The 15,801-nt window shown below is 67.9% G+C and carries 15 protein-coding genes; 3 read left to right on the forward strand and 12 right to left on the reverse strand.

From position 1 onward, the window contains the following. Positions 1–42 precede the first annotated feature (42 nt). From QFZ33_RS18635 to QFZ33_RS18650, 4 genes are all read right to left on the reverse strand, one after another. Positions 43–2,103, reverse strand: coding sequence for an acyltransferase family protein (locus QFZ33_RS18635; protein ID WP_307029874.1), 2,061 nt, complete (start codon positions 2,101–2,103; stop codon positions 43–45). Between the two features lie 184 nt (positions 2,104–2,287). Beyond that, positions 2,288–3,898, reverse strand: a complete 1,611-nt coding sequence (groL, locus tag QFZ33_RS18640; RefSeq protein ID WP_307029877.1) for a chaperonin GroEL — start codon at positions 3,896–3,898, stop codon at positions 2,288–2,290. Positions 3,899–3,982: 84 nt separating this feature from the next. Beyond that, positions 3,983–4,276, reverse strand: coding sequence for a co-chaperone GroES (gene groES / locus QFZ33_RS18645; RefSeq protein ID WP_003805290.1), 294 nt, complete (start codon positions 4,274–4,276; stop codon positions 3,983–3,985). 218 nt (positions 4,277–4,494) lie between these two features. Then, positions 4,495–4,896, reverse strand: coding sequence for a hypothetical protein (locus tag QFZ33_RS18650; RefSeq protein WP_307029879.1), 402 nt, complete (start codon positions 4,894–4,896; stop codon positions 4,495–4,497). 55 nt (positions 4,897–4,951) lie between these two features. Between QFZ33_RS18650 and QFZ33_RS18655 the strand changes: the two genes are divergently transcribed. Then, complete coding sequence (locus tag QFZ33_RS18655) at positions 4,952–6,205, forward strand: class I SAM-dependent methyltransferase (protein ID WP_307029881.1); 1,254 nt, start codon at positions 4,952–4,954, stop codon at positions 6,203–6,205. Positions 6,206–6,225: 20 nt separating this feature from the next. On the opposite strand, the gene QFZ33_RS18660 is transcribed toward QFZ33_RS18655, so the two are convergent. Then, positions 6,226–7,053, reverse strand: a complete 828-nt coding sequence (locus QFZ33_RS18660) for a shikimate 5-dehydrogenase (RefSeq protein ID WP_307029883.1) — start codon at positions 7,051–7,053, stop codon at positions 6,226–6,228. Between the two features lie 46 nt (positions 7,054–7,099). Then, the gene (locus QFZ33_RS18665) at positions 7,100–8,536 is read right to left on the reverse strand and encodes a glycoside hydrolase family 3 N-terminal domain-containing protein (RefSeq protein ID WP_307029885.1); all 1,437 of its coding nucleotides are present in this window, start codon (positions 8,534–8,536) and stop codon (positions 7,100–7,102) included. A gap of 1 nt (position 8,537) precedes the next feature. Between QFZ33_RS18665 and QFZ33_RS18670 the strand changes: the two genes are divergently transcribed. Together QFZ33_RS18670 and QFZ33_RS18675 are read left to right on the forward strand one after the other, a co-directional pair. Further along, complete coding sequence (locus tag QFZ33_RS18670; RefSeq protein WP_307029887.1) at positions 8,538–8,864, forward strand: hypothetical protein; 327 nt, start codon at positions 8,538–8,540, stop codon at positions 8,862–8,864. A gap of 147 nt (positions 8,865–9,011) precedes the next feature. Beyond that, on the forward strand, positions 9,012–10,184 hold the full coding sequence (locus QFZ33_RS18675; protein ID WP_307031898.1) for a glutamate--cysteine ligase: 1,173 nt from the start codon (positions 9,012–9,014) through the stop codon (positions 10,182–10,184). Here the strand turns inward: QFZ33_RS18675 and tsaD are convergent. The 6 genes from tsaD to QFZ33_RS18705 all read right to left on the reverse strand — a co-directional run bounded on the left by tsaD (position 10,170) and on the right by QFZ33_RS18705 (position 15,711). Beyond that, positions 10,170–11,345 carry a tRNA (adenosine(37)-N6)-threonylcarbamoyltransferase complex transferase subunit TsaD gene (tsaD, locus tag QFZ33_RS18680; protein WP_307029889.1) on the reverse strand — a complete coding sequence of 392 codons (1,176 nt, stop codon included), beginning with the start codon at positions 11,343–11,345 and terminating at the stop codon, positions 10,170–10,172. The two genes, QFZ33_RS18675 and tsaD, sit on opposite strands and share 15 nt — an antisense overlap. Further along, positions 11,342–11,878 (reverse strand): ribosomal protein S18-alanine N-acetyltransferase, encoded by a 537-nt coding sequence (rimI, locus tag QFZ33_RS18685; protein ID WP_307031900.1) that lies wholly within the window; start codon positions 11,876–11,878, stop codon positions 11,342–11,344. Before rimI ends, tsaD begins: the two co-directional genes overlap by 4 nt. Before the next feature lie 107 nt (positions 11,879–11,985). Then, positions 11,986–12,657: a tRNA (adenosine(37)-N6)-threonylcarbamoyltransferase complex dimerization subunit type 1 TsaB gene (gene tsaB / locus QFZ33_RS18690; RefSeq protein ID WP_307029891.1), complete on the reverse strand. Its 672-nt coding sequence runs from the start codon at positions 12,655–12,657 to the stop codon at positions 11,986–11,988. Next, positions 12,657–13,286, reverse strand: coding sequence for a tRNA (adenosine(37)-N6)-threonylcarbamoyltransferase complex ATPase subunit type 1 TsaE (tsaE, locus tag QFZ33_RS18695; protein WP_307029892.1), 630 nt, complete (start codon positions 13,284–13,286; stop codon positions 12,657–12,659). Before tsaE ends, tsaB begins: the two co-directional genes overlap by 1 nt. After that, positions 13,283–14,566 carry an alanine racemase gene (gene alr / locus QFZ33_RS18700; RefSeq protein ID WP_307029894.1) on the reverse strand — a complete coding sequence of 428 codons (1,284 nt, stop codon included), beginning with the start codon at positions 14,564–14,566 and terminating at the stop codon, positions 13,283–13,285. The genes tsaE and alr overlap by 4 nt, the downstream gene beginning before the upstream one ends. 53 nt (positions 14,567–14,619) lie before the next feature. Next, positions 14,620–15,711, reverse strand: coding sequence for a carbohydrate kinase family protein (locus tag QFZ33_RS18705; protein ID WP_307029896.1), 1,092 nt, complete (start codon positions 15,709–15,711; stop codon positions 14,620–14,622). Positions 15,712–15,801 lie beyond the last annotated feature (90 nt).

Genomic DNA, 15,801 nt, shown 5'->3' on the forward strand with positions numbered 1-15,801 from the left:
ATATTCCGCGCGGGCATTGTGAGCAAGGGCACTCCCGGCAGGCTACTTCCATCCCGTAGCGGCCAGGAGCCGCTTCTCGAACATCGGAATCATGGACTGGACGTAGGTCTTGGTGAGGTGGTTGTCGTCCTTGTAGACGTAAACGTTGCCCACCACAGCCGGGCAGATGCCGCCGGCGCAGATGAAATCGCTCATATCCATCAGGTGCAGCCCATCCACCTTGCCCCGGTACGCATCCAGCGGCGACTTTGCGGCAAGGGATTCGCCCAGCGGCGGGTTGCACTCCGGCGCGTCGGTGCCGTACTTCTGGACGCATTCGGGCATGTTGAGGGCGAAGCGGGGGTTGTCCCGGACCCCCACCACGTCTATCCCGGCGTCAGTGAACGGCTTGATGCCCTCCGGGTAGCCGGGCACCTCAGTTTCGAACGGGGCTTCCTTGTGCGTCAGGGATGCCACGGTGAACACTGCGTCGGGCTTGTGCTCCATGACGTACTCAGCGCTGGCCTTGTTGAAGGCGTTGCAGTCGGCGTCGCGCTCCGGGGATTCGGCACCGAACCGGCAGTTGCCCTTCAGGAGGGTGACCACCTCCCAGCCGTGGTCCCTGGCGATGGGGCCGAGTGCGGCCATGTACTGCTGCGCGTGGGAATCGCCGAGCACCACGATCCTCTTGGTGACCTTGTCCGGCTTGCTGTTCTGCAGGCAGCCGCTGAGCAGCGGGTCGCTGGGGACGTTTTCGTCGGTGCACAGCCCGTCGATGTCCGCCCACTCGTTTTTCATGGCGGCAGGTGCCGGGATCACGGTGGCTTCCGGCGTCGGTCTGCCGGCGTTCTCCGGCGCCAGGGCGGCGGCACCGGGAGTCAGTTCGCGCGGCTGCGCGGCTGCTGCCGCCTCTTCGGCGGTCAGCTTGGTCTGCCACACCGCGACCGGACCGGCCAGCAGGGCACCACAGGCAACAATCACGACGGCGGTGCGCCAGGCCCGCAGTTGAGGCCAGTGCCATTCGCGCAGGGGCTTTTCGACGAAGCGGGTGGTGAGTACAGCCAGGACCACGGAACCGGCCACAATGGCGAGGCCCTGGACCAGGTTGGGCTTTTCGATGCCGGTGGCTGCAAGTGACAGGACCAGGATGGGCCAGTGCCAGAGGTACAGGGCGTAGGAGTTGTCCCCCAGCGCGACCAGCGGCTTTGAGGTCAGGAGCCTGTCCACGCCGAACCGGCTGCCGCTTTGGCCGGCCACGATGATGGCAGCCGCGGCCAGGGTGGGCCACAGCGCAATGAAGCCCGGGAAGGACCGGTCAACGGTGAGCAGCAGCCCGCAGGAAATCATGGCGGCGAGCCCGGCCCAGCCCAGCACAACGCGCAGCGCTTTCCCCGGCTTCAGGTGGGGCAGCACCAGTGCCAGCAGGGATCCCAGTGCGAACTCCCACAGCCGGGTCCGCGTGTCGAAGTAGGCGTAGGCCTGGTTGCTGGCCGTCTGGTCGATGGAGAACACCAGGGAAGCGATGAAGATGCCGCCGAAGGCAAACATCAGGACGGTCCGGTAGCTGACATCCCGGCGGCCTCGCAGCATCCGCCACACCAGGGCGGAGCCGGCGAAGATGAGGGGCCAGAGAATGAAGACCTGGCCCTGGATGGACAGCGACCAGAAGTGCTGGAGGGGGCTGGCTCCGGAGTGGTCCTGCGCGTAGTAATCCACTGCCGTGCTGGCCAGCAGCCAGTTCTGCCCGTAGAGGAGGGACGCCCAGGCCTCATTGAGAACGTCAGGCCAGCGGCTCTGCGGCAGGACCAGCCAGGTTCCGGCCAGCACACCGAGGATCACCACGACGGCGGCCGGTATCAGCCGCTTGAAGAGGTGCAGCCAGTGGCTCACGAGGCGCAGCGGCGTGCCCTTTTCCACCTTGCGGACGAAGGACATGGTCAGCAGGAACGCCGAGATGAGGAGGAAAATATCCACGCCGCCGGAAACCCGGCCAAGCCACACATGGTACGTGACGACCATGAGCACCGCGAGGGCACGAAGGCCCTGGACCTCGGGCCGGTAGCCCGGTTTGGCCTTCAGCCGGGCAGCCCGCGGCTCTTGGCTGTGTTCCTTCGTTTCTGGCACAGAAAACCCCTCAAACGGCAGCACAAAGTATCCACGTTACCGTTTCGTGATTTTTCAGACCAATCAAACGCGCCGGATGTGACCGGGGTCTCAGTCGGGGAAATGCCCGGCCATACGCAAAGGAGGCCCGGCCAGCGACAGCTGGACCGGACCTCCTTGTGAAGCCGCGAGAGCGGGCGGCAGCCTAGTGGCTGTGGCCTGCGTGCTCGTTTTCCTCGGCCGGCTTTTCAGCCACGAGGGTTTCGGTGGTGAGCACCAGCGCAGCGATGGAGGCTGCGTTGCGAAGAGCTGCACGGGTGACCTTGACAGGGTCAATGACGCCCGCCGCGATCAGGTCCTCGTACTCGCCGGACTTGGCGTTGAAGCCGTGGTTGTTGTCCTGCTCGGCAACCCGGGCGGCCACAACGTAGCCATCGTGGCCGGCGTTCTGGGCGATCCAGCGGAGCGGCTGGACCAGTGCACGGCGGACGATGCCGACGGCAGCGGCCGCGTCACCTTCGAGTGCCGTGACGGCCGGGTCCTCGTCCAGCGCCTTCAGCGCGTGGATCAGGGCGGAACCGCCACCGGCCACGATGCCTTCTTCGAGGGCGGCGCGGGTGGAGGACACTGCATCTTCGATGCGGTGCTTCTTTTCCTTCAGCTCAACCTCGGTGGCTGCGCCGACCTTGATCACGCCGATGCCGCCGGCGAGCTTGGCCAGGCGTTCCTGCAGCTTTTCCCGGTCCCAGTCGGAGTCGGTGCGGGTCAGCTCGGCGCGCAACTGCGCAACGCGTGCTGCAACGTCCTCGGCCGAACCTGCGCCGTCGACGATGGTGGTGTTGTCCTTGGTCACCGTGATGCGGCGGGCAGTACCCAGCACCTCGAGGCCAACGGAGTCCAGGCTCAGGCCCAGTTCCGGGGACACAACCTGGGCGCCGGTCAGCGTGGCGATGTCCTGCAGCATGGCTTTGCGGCGGTCGCCGAAGCCCGGAGCCTTGACGGCAACCACGTTCAGGGTGCCGCGGATGCGGTTGACGATCAGCGTGGACAGAGCCTCGCCGTCGACGTCCTCGGCGATGATGAACAGCGGCTTGGAGCTCTGCAGCGCCTTCTCCAGCAGCGGCAGGAATTCCTGCACCGAGGAGATCTTGCCCTGGTTGATCAGGATAAGGGCGTCCTCGAGGACCGCTTCCTGGCGCTCGGTGTCCGTGATGAAGTACGGGGACAGGTAGCCCTTGTCGAACTGCATGCCCTCGGTGAGCACCAGCTCGGTCTGCGTGGTGGAGGATTCCTCGATGGTGATCACACCATCCTTGCCAACCTTGCCGAATGCCTCAGCGAGCAGCTCGCCCACCTCGTCGCTCTGCGCGGAGATGGCGGCCACGTTGGCCACCTGGGTGCCCTCGACGGGACGGGCGTTCTCCAGCAGGCGCGCTGCGATGGCCTCGACGGAGACCTCGATGCCGCGCTTGATCTGGCCCGGAGCGGCGCCGGCGGCAACGTTGCGCAGGCCTTCCTTGACCAGGGCCTGAGCGAGCACGGTGGCAGTGGTGGTGCCGTCACCGGCGACGTCGTTCGTCTTGGTGGCGACTTCCTTGGCCAGCTGGGCGCCAAGGTTCTCGTACGGGTCGTCCAGTTCGATTTCCCGGGCGATGGTCACGCCGTCGTTCGTGATCGTGGGGGCGCCCCACTTCTTGTCCAGCACGACGTTGCGGCCGCGGGGACCAAGCGTCACCTTAACCGTGTTGGCGAGCTTGTCGATGCCGGCTTCAAGCGACCGGCGGGCAGCGTCGTTAAACGCAAGCTGCTTTGCCATGGTTTGTCCTTTCAAGACAGAACCCCGCGCAGCCGCCCGGTCAGACAGAATCAGACTCGGGCAGCGGCACGGGGATCTAAAGAGTTACTTAACTACGATCGCCAGAACGTCGCGGGCGGAGAGCACGAGGTACTCGGTGCCGCCGGTCTTGACTTCGGTTCCGCCGTACTTGGAGTAGATGACGACGTCGCCAACTGCTACGTCGACCGGTACGCGGTTGCCGTCTTCGAAGCGGCCGGGGCCTACTGCAACAACTTCGCCTTCCTGCGGCTTCTCCTGGGCGGAGTCCGGGATGACCAGGCCGGAAGCCGTGGTCTGCTCGGCTTCGAGCGGGCGGACAACAATACGATCCTCAAGAGGCTTAATAGAGACCGACACTCGGACCTCTCCTTTTCGTCAAAATTCATGGACAGTAAAAACTGTTGCGCCGTGGCGGCAGACCGTCGTCGCGGTGCCGGCAGCAGCCAGGCTGGCAGCTCTTCGTGTGTTAGCACCCTCCTAGGGAGAGTGCTAATGATGACTCTATGTAAGGGGTTAGCACTCGGTCAAGGTGAGTGCCAGAATTTCATCCGCCGTAACGGGCGCGGACCCTTCGTTCAGCGCCCGGCGAGGTCGTCAAACCCCAGGTCCTCGCCGCCGTCGGCGTCTTCGTCCCCGGCTTTCCGCTGTTCGCGGACAAGCACGACGGCGGCCGCCGCGGCGGTCACGACCGACACGATGAGCACCACGATGCCGCCAACACGCGCACCCAGGTACAGGTCCCGGATCTGCCGGGCTTCCTCGGTGGCATCGCTGATGTTCTTGCCGCCCACGGAGTAGACGGTGGCATTGAAGGAGTCCAGCAGGAAGATGATCACCAGCAGGATAAGACAGACGACGGCGACTCCGGCTCCGGCGATCAGCACCGGGCGTGCGTACCGGACCAGGCGGCTATGCTGTGCCGGACCAGGGCTGGTGCTTTCGGGCTGATCGGGGGTTGGCGTTTCGCTGGATTCCATTCAGACCACCCTATCGGGAAGAGCTTGGGGCGGCCGCTCCACTAGGCTTGACCCCATGTCTGAAGCACCGCAGGACCAGATCGCCCCGCTCCTCACAGAAGAAGGATGGGAGCTGCTGGCCTCGCTCGGACCCTACCGGGAAGACGACTCCTTCACCCTCAGCTCAAGCCTCCGCAAGGCCGGCCACTCTCCCGAACTCGTGTCCGCCGTCCTGACGCAGTCACGGCTCCGGACCAGGGCCGAGGCCAAGTTCGGGGAGTTTGCCCTGCAGATGCTCTTCACCCAGGCCGGCCTGGAGCAGGCCACCCGGCTCAACGTGGCGGCCCGGCACGCCCAGCGCTTTGCCCAGGCGGGCGTCCGCCACGTTGCCGATCTGGGCTGCGGCCTCGGCGCGGACGCCATGGCCCTGGCCTCGCTGGACATCGCCGTGACCGCCGTGGAGGTCGACGAGACCACGGCCGCCTGCGCCACGATCAACCTCATTCCCTTTCCGCACGCCACGGTGGTCCACTCCGACGCGACGTCGGTGGACCTGGAGGACGGGGCCGGCGTCTGGCTGGACCCTGCCCGGCGCACCACCACCACGTCCGGTACCAAGCGGATCTGGGACCCCGAGGCGTTCTCTCCGCCGCTTTCCTTCGTGGAGTCGCTGGCCGCCGCGGGGCGCGCCGTCGGCGTCAAAATGGGGCCCGGCATGCCGCACGAGTCGGTGCCTGCCGGCTGCGAGGCACAGTGGGTCTCGGTGGGCGGCGACGTCACGGAAGTCGCGCTGTGGTTCAACGCCGTGGCCCGCCCTGGAATCCGCCGGGCCGCCTTGGTCATCGGTGCGGAGGGCGCCGCCGAACTTACCAGCGGGGAGGAGTTCGACGCCGGACCCGTGGCCCCCGTTGGCCCGGTGGAGGGTTTCCTGTACGAGCCGGACGGCGCCGTCATCCGTGCCGGGCTCGTGGCCGACCTGGCCCTCGGCCTGGGCGGCCATCTCGTGGACGAGCACATCGCCTACATCTGCGCCCCGAAGCTTGTGGATACTCCGTACGCCCGGGCCTACCGGGTCCTGGAAGTCATGCCGTTCAACGTCAGGGCGCTCAAGGCCTGGGTCCGGGAGAACGGCGTCGGCGTGCTGGACATCAAGAAGCGCGGCACGTCCGTCACCCCGGAGGAGTTGCGCAAGCAGCTGCTGTCTGGGGGTAAAGCCGGCAGCAAGGGCGCAGGCAAACCCGGCGGCAAGGCCGCGGGCAAAAAGACAGCCACCCTGGTCCTCACCCGGATCGGTGAGGAAAGAGTGGCTGTCTCCGTGGAGCCCGTGTAACCCCTGGTTGCTTAAAGGATCTACTGGGCGCGGACGAACGCCTCGGCGTCCCGGACCTGCTCCTCGGTGGGGCGGATTCCCGTGTACAGCACAAACTGCTCCAGCGCCTGGATCGTGGCCACCTCGGCACCGGTGATGACCTGCTTGCCGGCCGCCCGCGCTGCCTTGATGAGCGGCGTTTCCGCCGGCAGGGCCACGACGTCGAAGACGATCTTGGCGGCTTCGATGGTTTCGGCGGGGAAGGACAGCGCATCCGCCTCCGGTCCCCCGGCCATCCCCACCGGCGTGACGTTGATGACCATGTCCGCGGTGGCCTCCGGGCCGCTGCCCAGCTCCCCGCGCCAGGCAAAGCCGTACAGATCGGCGAGCGCCCGGCCAGTTGCTTCGTTGCGGGCGATGATGGTCACGTCCTTGAATCCCGCGTCGCGCAGGGCCGCGGCCGTGGCCTTGGCCATGCCGCCAGCGCCCTTGAGCAGCACCGATGACTCCGAAGGCACGGCGTTGCGCTGCAGCAGCTGCTCGATCGCCGTGTAGTCCGTGTTGTATGCCGTCAGGCGCCCGCCGTCGTTGACGATGGTGTTGACGGAATCGATGGCCTTGGCGGACGGGTCCATGGCGTCCACCAGGGCGATCACGTCCTCCTTGTAGGGCATGGAGACGGCGCAGCCCCGGATCCCCAGGCCGCGGACGCCCGCGATCGCTTGGGCCAGGTCGGTGGGCGCGAAGGCCTTGTAGATCCAGTTCAGGCCCAGCTGGTCGTACAGGTGGTTGTGGAAGCGGGTCCCGTTGTTGCTCGGCCGGGCCGAGAGGGAAATGCACAGGGTCATGTCTTTATTCAGAATCGGCACCCCTCCATTAAACGGCGGGGCAGGCTTTATTACCTGCAGCCGGCTGTTATCTGCAGCCCGTGCCGGACCGGTAGGGTCCGACGGCGGCCGGCAGCTTCCCGGGGGCGGCGGCCTTCCCCATCAGGACGGCCAGCAGCGCCTTGTACGCTCCGGGCGTGCGGCCGTAGAGGGCGATCTTCGTGGGCGCGACGGACTGCGCCAAGGGCCACGGCGCATCCAGGGTCACCGCAATATCGCCCTTCGCGGGCCCGCCACCGTAGCCGATCAGGGTAACCAGCGGACCCGCTCCCAGGGAGATCCCCGCGTCCTTGGCCGCTGCGGCAAATCGCGCCCGGTCCTCTGGCGTGCCGCCTGCCACTCGCACGCGGCCGGACACGGAGGCGCCCTTGCATCTCCCCGTGACCACCGTAATGGCCTGGGCCGAGATCTTCGCGGAAAGGTCCCCGCCGCTGCCCGGTGCTGCCGGGGGCTTCGGCTGTGCGGTCCGTCCGCGCCAGACCATCATGGTGACCACCCGGCGGGCCGCCTCATCGAGGCGCGACAGCGGGAGCTTTCCCTCGGTGACAGCCCGGACAACGGCGGCATGCGCGGCGGTTGCGTCCGCCGGCATCAGCAACAGGTCCGCCCCGGCCGCCAGCGCGGCGGGCGCCGCGGAACCGTGGGGATAGCGGTCCGTCACCGCGCCCATGTTCAGCCCGTCCGTGACCGCCACGCCTTTGAAGCCGAGGCCGCGGAGTGCCGTATAGGTCGCCTTCGAGAGGGACGCCGGCACTCCCGGGTCAAGGGCTCTCACTGCAATGTGGCCGGTCATGATCATCGGTGCTCCCGCACTGACCGCGGACTGGAACGGCTTCCAGTCCCGCGCCTTCAACTGCGCGACGGTGGCGTTTTGGACCGGGAGCCCCTTGTGGGAATCGGTGGTCACCGAACCGTGCCCGGGAAAATGTTTGACGGTGGGCAGCACGCCGCCGGCCAGCATGCCTTTGGCGAAGCCTGCACTCAATGATGCCGCGGCGCGGGGGTCGGCGGACATGGACCGGGCTCCGATGGTGGGATCGGCGGGACCCATCGTGACGTCGGCCGCGGGCGCGAAGTCGACGGTGAAGCCCAGCGGCGCAAGTTCCGCCGCCAGCCCGGCCCCAGCCTCGGCGGCGAGGGGCACGCTGCCGGCCGCGCCGTAGCTCATGGGAGTGGGCCAGCGGGTCAGTGGGGCGCCGACGCGGCTCACCGCTCCGCCTTCCTGGTCAACGCCGATCAGGCCGGGCCAGGTGCGGCCGCCGGAGCGGGACGCCTCGTCCAGCCGGCGCGTCACCCCGGCCAGCGCAGGGACGTCCACCAGACCGGTGGCGGTTCCGGGCACATTGTCGGCCATGATCATGGAACCGGCAAGGTGGAGCCGTTCCACCGTGGCGGCCTGGGTTTCGTGGTCAAGGCCGGTGTAGAAGGGCAGGAGCACCTGCCCGGCCTTCTCCTCGAGGGTCATTTTGGCCACCGCCGCGGCTGCGGCGTCGGCGTCCCGCTGCTGCGGGCCCCAACCCAGCGCCGCGGATTCCTTCGTTGCGGGCTCCGCCGTGGACGGGGCGGGTCTCTGTGTATTTGTCTGGGGTGAACCGGAGCGCGGTGAAGAACTCTGTGCCGCCTGCGGTGAGCCGGAAGCGGAAGCCGCGGGCGCCGTCGTCGTACCCTGTCCTGGTTCGGGTGCTGGCGGCGTGCACGACGCAACCGCGAACAGCGCCGCGAGCGCTGCCGCAGTCCGGGAGCATGCAATGCCGGAGCGTTTCCTGGGGGAATTCGGGCGGCTGGTTGTGTGAACACTCTCACGCGCCCTGTGTAGCCAAGCCATCACTTCGATGCTACCCCTGCACTAGACTTGAATGACCGTTCCCCTGCCAGCCGTTCGCCAGGAACGGACGGCGACCGGACCCGACGTCATCAGGCCAGCACACAGCGAGGAACACATGAAGATTGATTTCGCTTCATCAAGGCAATCAACTCTGGGTGTGGAATGGGAACTCGCGCTGGTGGATGCGCAGACCGGTGAACTGTCGTCGGTGGCCAACGAGGTCCTGCGCGGGGTCGTGGCACGGCACCCCGAGCTGAACGAGGATGACGAGCACCCCCACATCAAGCAGGAGCTGCTGCTTAATACCGTGGAGCTGGTTACCGGCATCTGTGAAACCGCCGCGGAAGCGAAGGAAGACCTCGCCCGCTCCCTGGCTGCCCTTCGTGAAGTCACGGACCCGATGGGCGTGGAAGTGTTCTGCGCCGGGAGCCACCCCTTCAGCCCGCCGCAGCTGCAGCCGGTCACGGACAAGGAACGCTACGCCAAGCTGATCGACCGCACGCAGTGGTGGGGCCGGCAGATGGTGATCTACGGGGTGCACGTCCATGTTGGCCTGGACCGGCGCAGCAAGGTCCTCCCGGTGCTCGATGGCCTGGTCAACTACTTCCCGCATTTCCAGGCCCTGTCCGCGTCCAGCCCGTTCTGGGGTGGCGAGGACACCGGCTATGCCTCGCAGCGGGCGCTCATGTTCCAGCAGCTGCCGACGGCGGGACTGCCCTTCCAGTTCGCCAGCTGGGAAGAGTACGAGTCCTACGTCCAGGACATGACCACCACCGGCGTGATCGACAGCATCTCGGAGATCCGCTGGGACATCCGCCCGGTGCCGGCCCTCGGAACCATTGAGATGCGCATCTGCGACGGCCTGGCCACGCTTGAGGAAGTGGGCGCCGTGGCAGCTTTGACGCAGTGCCTGGTCCACGAATTCTCCACCATCCTCGACGCCGGCGGCAGCATTCCCACCATGCCGCCCTGGCACGTCCAGGAAAACAAGTGGCGGGCCGCCCGCTACGGCATGGATGCGATCATCATCCTCGACGCCGAGGGCCACGAGCAGCTCGTCACCGACCACCTGCTGGAGACCCTCAACCGGCTCGAACCGATCGCCGCGAAGCTGGGCTGCCTCGATGAGCTGGCCGACGTCGAAAAGATCATCAGCCGCGGCGCGGGGTACCAGCGCCAACGGCGCGTGGCCGCCGAAAGCGGCGGAAACCTCCAGGCCGTGGTCCTCGATCTCGTGAAGCAGATGCGGAACGGCCCCCACCGCGTAACCCAACTAGGTAGCAGTTGAGGGGGTTCCCAGCGCCGAGAACGCCCTGATCTGCGACTCACTTCGCGCCGAGACCGTGGTCACCGGCATGGACGAGTCCGGCGCGAAGGCTATGCCGCTCGGTTCAATGCCGGCCATCACCAGCTGCGCCCCGAGCGCGGCCACCATCGCGCCGTTGTCCGTGCACAGGTCCAGCGGCGGAACGTGCAGCGTGATGCCGGCGGCCGAGCACCGCTGTTCGGTCAGCTGCCGCAGCCGCGAATTGGCGGCCACTCCCCCGCCCAGCAGGACATCCGTGATGCCACGCTCGCGGCAGGCCAGGACTGCCTTGGACGTGATGACGTCCACCACGGCTTCCTGGAATGCTGCGGCGATGTCCGCCACCGGCACGGGATCACCCGCGGCTTCGAACTGCTCCACGCACCGGGCCACCGCGGTCTTCAGTCCACTGAACGACCAGTCGTAGCGGTGCCGGCCGGGCTCCTCCGCGGTGCCCATGTATTTGGCCTGCGTCAGGCCGCGGGGGAACCGGATGGCCTTGGCGTTTCCTTCGCGCGCCAGCCGGTCAATTGCCGGGCCGCCGGGGTAGCCCAGGCCCAGGATCCTGGCGACCTTGTCGTACGCCTCGCCCGCGGCGTCGTCGATGGTGGAACCGAGCAGCTCGACATCATCAGTGATGCTACGGATCCGCAGAATCTCGGTGTGCCCGCCGGAAACCAGCAGGGCGCCGAGGTTGTCGGGCAGTATGCGCTTGTCCTTGCCGTCACCGCCGGTGTTGCCGCCCGTTCCGACGCCGGGCCGCGGGTTGAGCAGGCCGACCCCCACATGGGCCACCAGATGGTTGATGGCATAGAGCGGTTTGCCCGTGGCGACGGCGAGCGCCTTGGCAGCGCACACGCCGACCATCAGGGCACCCGCCAGCCCGGGACCGGAGGTGACTGCGATGGCGTCGATCTCGTCCAGCGTCACGTCTGCCTCCGCCAGGGCCGCCTGCAGGGCGGGGACGAAGGCATCCAGGTGGGCGCGCGAGGCAATTTCGGGGATGACGCCACCAAACCGGACGTGCTCCTCCATGGACGAGGACACCGTGTTGGTCAGGAGGTCGGCGCCGCGGACGATGCCTACGCCCGTTTCGTCGCAGGATGACTCAATGCCGAGTACTAGCGGCTGCGAGCGGTTCATTTCTGGTCTGCCTCCGTCGGAGCGGTCTCGCCGGCACGGCCGGCTTCGTCAGTCTGCACAGTCTGGGGTTCGGCCTCGTGCACGATGTCCTGGTGCACAGCGAGCACGTCCTCCAGCTGAAGCCGCATGATCAGGGCATCGACGCCGTCGCGGTAGTACCTTTTCCGCACGTGGATCTGCTCGAAGCCGAAGCGGATGTACAGCTGCTGGGCGCGCGGGTTGTCGGCCCGGACCTCGAGCAGGATGTCGGCTGCGCCGCGGCGCCGCCCCTCGGCGATCAGGTCAGTGAGGAGCGCGGTGCCGATTCCCCTGCCCTCATATTCGGGAACCACGGCGATGGTCTGGACGTCGGCGATCGGCTCCACGCACATCAGTCCCGCATAGCCGACGATGCCCCCCGAAGCCTCGGCCACGAAGTACCGGCGGGTTTCCACCTGCATCAGTTCGTCCCGGAACATCTGCAGCGGCCATGCGTCCACCGGGAACAGCCGGACCTCCAGCTCGTGGACGGCAGGGATGTCCGTAGGAAGCATGTCCCGTATGGTCACGCCCGAGTCCAGCTGGCGGGGCAGTGCAGGCGCGTTACCGGATGTCGGGTCGCCGGGTGTGTCGGAAGCACCAGGTGTTTGAGGCAACAGGTTCACAGGGCACGCTTTCGGGGGCCGGGGACCTGCGCGTCAGATTCACGGAGGTAGAGCGGCGTGGAGTCAAGGAGCTCCTCGCCCGCTTCCAGCCTCGCCAGCGCAAACTGGCCCAGGTACAGCGCGTCCGGCTGTTCAGTGCTGAAGTCCGGATCGGCGCGGAGGGCCTCAGGGTAGAGCCCTGCGCCCGCGCCGTAAGCCGGGAGGTCTGGAAGGTCCGCGGCGAAGCCCACGTGCGGCCCGTCCGTGAGCTTCGGCAGCTGTCCCGCGGCCAGGGTGTAGCGCGCCCAGTAGACCTCTTTACGCCGGGCGTCCGTGGCCACGAGGAACTCGGCCGGCGCATCGGTGGACTCTGCCACCTCGAGGGCGACGGCGTCGAGGCTCATCATGCCGTGCAGCGGCGTGTTCCAGACAAAGGACAAGGTACGCGCCGTCGCAATGCCGGACCGGAGCCCTGTGAAGGGACCGGGACCAACGCCCACAACGATCGCGTCAATGTCGGCCCCGGTAACCTCGGCGTCTGCCAACAGCCGCTCGATTCCGGGCGCAAGGACCTCGGCGTGGCTCCTCGTGTCCTCAGTGGAGAAGCTGCCCACCACGCCTTCGAGGGCGTCGTCGGACACCAGCGCGGCGCTGGCCACGGCCGAGGTGTCAATGGCAAGAATGAGCATCAGGAGATTCCTTCCGCGGCGAGAACAGGCTGTTCGGCCCAGCGCGGCCCGAAGCCGCGGATGATGATGGTGCGGGGCACGTCGTCGTCCTCGGACTCGAAGTCCAGGACGGGCGCTTCAGAGCCGGGCGCCGCAGCGCCGGGTCCCGTCGAATCCACGCCGGCGTGAAGGTGCCCGGGAGCGGCGCCGCCCAGCTGGCGGTGCAGTTCCACCTCAAGCCGGCTCTCGGTCAGGTGCTCCACGCGGTCCCGGCCCCACTCCACCACGGTCACGGCAGAGTCCAGCGTGTTCTCCAGGTCAATGTCGTCGATTTCCGACGCCGACCCCAGCCGGTAGGCGTCCACGTGCACCAGGTCCGGCCCGCCCGGGCGCGGCCCGTCGGGGAGGTTGGGGTGAATGCGCACCAGCACGAAGGTCGGGGAAATGATGCCCTCGCGGACGCCCAGGCCCTCGCCGAGGCCCTGCGTGAAAGTTGTCTTGCCGGCGCCCAGTTCGCCCGTGAGCACCAGGAGGTCCCCCGCCCGGAGCACCTCGGCCAGAGCTGCGCCGAGCGCGTGGGTCTGCTCCGCCGTCGTGACCGTCAGGGTCTGGACCCACACCGGAGCGTTGCCGGTTTCCGGGATGCTCACGGCGCCGGCGTTTCAGTCGCGTGCGATTCGGTTGCGGGCGATTCGCCGGCCGGCGCTTCGCTGCCGGGGGATTCGTTGATGTAGGTGCGGGGCACGCGGGGGCTGATGCGGGTGACGATCTCGTAGTTGTTGGTGCCGGCGGCGCGGGCCCAGTCGTCGGCTGTGGGGCCGCCGTCGGCGCCATCGCCGAAGAGGACGGCCTCTGCTCCGAGGACGCTGTGGCCGCCCCGGGTCACGTCCAGCGGGCCGAGATCAATCACCATCTGGTCCATCGCAATCCGTCCCACCACCGGATACGTGACGCCCTCCACGCGGACCGGGCCGCCGGTGGCAACGCGGGGAACGCCATCGGCATACCCGAGCGGAATGAGCCCCAGCGTGCTGGCGCCGGAGGTGTGGTATTTGAAGCCGTAGGAGACGCCCTGGCCGGAGTGCACGTCCTTGCAGTGGGACACCACGGTGCGCAGGGTCATCGCCGGGCGGAGGCCCAGTTCAGCGGAGTCCTGCCCCTCGAAGGGCGAAAGGCCGTAGATTCCCAGCCCCACGCGGACCAGATCGAAGTGTGTGTCGGGCCGGGACAGCGTAGCCGGGGTGTTGGCCAGGTGGCGGACTTCGGGGTCCACGCCGGCGTCTTCGGCAATGGCCAGGACCTCGCGGAACGCGGCAAGCTGGTCATCGGTTTCCGGGCGATCGGGTTCGTCGGCCACGGCAAGATGGGAGAAGATGCCCACCACGCGCAGCAGCCCCTGGTCCTGGTACTCCACGGCTTCGCCCACTAGGCGGTCCCACACCTCGACGGTGGCGCCGTTGCGGCCAAGCCCGGTGTCCACCTTCAGGTGGACACGCGCCGGCCGTTCCTGTTCCCGGGCGGCGGCCACGATCTGTTCCAGCTCCCAGCCGGAACAGCCGATGTCGACGCCGGCGGCCACCGCGGCACCGAAGTTGCTTTCCGGGGTGTGCAGCCAGGCGAGCAGCGGCGCTTCGATGCCTGCCGCGCGCAGTGCCAGCGCTTCGGAGATGTGGGCGACGCCCAGCCAGCTGGCGCCGGCTTCAAGGGCCGCGCGCGCCACCGGCACCGCGCCGTGCCCGTAGGCGTCGGCCTTGACGACTGCCATGACCTTCGCCGGTTCGGCGGCCCCGGCGAGCCTGCGGACGTTGTGCCGGATGGCCTCGAGGTCGATCACGGCGGAGCGTTCGTGGGCCGTCCGGTTGTAACCGCGGGACGGCCCGGCCGTGCCCGTTACTGCCGGGCGGTCTCCTGTTGCTGCTGGATAAATCACTCTACTGATTCTAGTGCTGGCACTTCGGGCCGAATAATTGCCGTGCCGACGACTCAGGCGTCCGAGAGGTGGGCGATGGTGGCGGCCGCGCGCCGCTGGGCCTCCTGCGGAACGTCGCGGACGATCTCGGCGAGGAAGGAGTAGCGGCGCAGCCACTGACTCCCGCGGCGTTCCGGCCGGGCGTTGGCGCGCTTCCACCAGTCGGCGATGTCGCCCCAGCCCGGCGCCGCGAGGGACCCGCCCACCTCCTGGACGGCCAGGGCGGCGCAGAGGTTGGCGAACCGCAGCCGGTCGCTGAGGGGCCATCCTGCCAGGCTGCCGACGATGAACGCGGCCCCGAAGCAGTCCCCGGCACCGGTGGGATCGTAGGCGGCCACGGGCAGCGAGGGCACCCATTCCTCCTCGCCTGTTTCCGAGTCCACGGCCACGGCCCCCTGCGCCCCCAGGGTCACCACCGCCACCGGCACCCGGTCCGCCAGGGAGTACAGCGCCGCCCAGGGATCGTTCTTGCCGGTGAAGGCCATGGCCTCGCGCTGGTTGGGCATGAAGGCGTGGAAGTACTGCAGGTTCGCAAGCCGCGCGTGGGCCCATTCACCAGTGGGGTCCCAGCCGACGTCGCCGAACAGCTTCACTCCCTCTTTGTGCGCCGCCAGCGCCCACGGCTCCAGTTCATGCCCGAGGTCCGCCACGGCCGCCAGCGCGCGGGGTGGATTCCCGATCAGTTCGGAGGAGGTCACCGGCGCCGGGTGCCCGTGCGTGACCATCGAGCGGTCGTGGTCTACGCTGAGGGATACGGTCACCGGCGAGTGCCAGCCCGGGATCCGGCGGGACAGCGACAGGTCCACGTGCTCCTGCCGGTCCAAAATTTTCCAGTTGTAGTCGCCGTAGCCGTCGTCGCCGAAGGCCGCCGCCAGCCCGGTCCGCAAGCCAAGGCGCGCGGCCGCGATGGCCTGGTTGGCCACCCCGCCGGGGCAGCTGCCCATTCCCTCGCTCCAGATTTCCGTTCCGGGCTCGGGCGCATGCGGCAGCCCGGTGAAGATGATGTCCTGAAATACGGTCCCGGCGAGCAGCAGGTCGAACTCTCCGGCCGCCTGGGGACGGACGGCGGAGAGCGGGTCGAAACGGCTTGCGGGATTCGCCTCCATGTTCGGCACATTACGCTGTGTACCTTGGCGTTGAAACCCCGCGATGTGGGGGTCGGAGTGCGACGGCGGGACTGCGGCGCCGCAGTTCAG

The organism is Arthrobacter globiformis, assembly GCF_030815865.1.
GTDB classification, from domain to species: Bacteria; Actinomycetota; Actinomycetes; order Actinomycetales; family Micrococcaceae; genus Arthrobacter; species Arthrobacter globiformis_B.

Excerpts from the sequence above, each read along its gene's own strand:
- groL (WP_307029877.1), bottom strand. The coding sequence starts at position 3,898 with ATGGCAAAGCAGCTTGCGTTTAACGACGCTGCCCGCCGGTCGCTTGAA.
- QFZ33_RS18650 (WP_307029879.1), bottom strand. The coding sequence starts at position 4,896 with ATGGAATCCAGCGAAACGCCAACCCCCGATCAGCCCGAAAGCACCAGC.
- QFZ33_RS18655 (WP_307029881.1), top strand. The coding sequence starts at position 4,952 with ATGTCTGAAGCACCGCAGGACCAGATCGCCCCGCTCCTCACAGAAGAA.
- QFZ33_RS18665 (WP_307029885.1), bottom strand. The coding sequence starts at position 8,536 with ATGACCCTCGAGGAGAAGGCCGGGCAGGTGCTCCTGCCCTTCTACACC.
- QFZ33_RS18675 (WP_307031898.1), top strand. The coding sequence starts at position 9,012 with ATGAAGATTGATTTCGCTTCATCAAGGCAATCAACTCTGGGTGTGGAA.
- tsaD (WP_307029889.1), bottom strand. The coding sequence starts at position 11,345 with ATGAACCGCTCGCAGCCGCTAGTACTCGGCATTGAGTCATCCTGCGAC.
- rimI (WP_307031900.1), bottom strand. The coding sequence starts at position 11,878 with ATGCTTCCTACGGACATCCCTGCCGTCCACGAGCTGGAGGTCCGGCTG.
- tsaB (WP_307029891.1), bottom strand. The coding sequence starts at position 12,657 with ATGCTCATTCTTGCCATTGACACCTCGGCCGTGGCCAGCGCCGCGCTG.
- QFZ33_RS18705 (WP_307029896.1), bottom strand. The coding sequence starts at position 15,711 with ATGGAGGCGAATCCCGCAAGCCGTTTCGACCCGCTCTCCGCCGTCCGT.